The organism is Streptomyces sp. 8P21H-1 (assembly GCF_013302945.1).
Genome location: NZ_JABTYA010000305.1, coordinates 1 through 390, shown reverse-complemented (window position 1 = coordinate 390; position 390 = coordinate 1). Strand labels below are relative to the sequence as shown.

Below are 390 nucleotides of genomic sequence, written 5' to 3'. Positions count from 1 at the left end.
GGTGCCCGCGGACGGCTCGGGGAGCGGCATACGGGCCAGTCGTCGGGCGTACGCGCCGGAGGGCCGTACGGCGATCTGGTCCTCGTCGCCGCCGAGGAGGGCGGCCAGCCGGGCGAGGGTCCGGGCGTCGGGCTCGGCGGGCAGATCGGCCAGGCCGCCCCAGGTGTCGGGCAGTTCGAGGGCGACGGCGCGGCCGAAGCCCCAGGTCTCGGCCTGCACCGGCGAGGTCAGCGGGTCACGGCTGTCGACCGAGACGGCGCCGCGGGTCAGTGCCCACACCCGGGCCCCGGTCCCGGAGAGGGCGTGCACCAGGTCCTTGGCGGCGGCGAGGCCGCGCGGCACGGCGGGGTGGTCGGGGTGGGGACGCTCGTCGAGCGCGAGCAGCGACAG

1 protein-coding gene is annotated in these 390 nt (G+C 78.5%); it reads right to left on the bottom strand.

Annotation, left to right across the window (positions count from 1 at the left end):
• The coding region (locus tag HO151_RS06465; protein WP_173895134.1) for a hypothetical protein at positions 1-390 on the bottom strand (390 nt) is incomplete at both ends.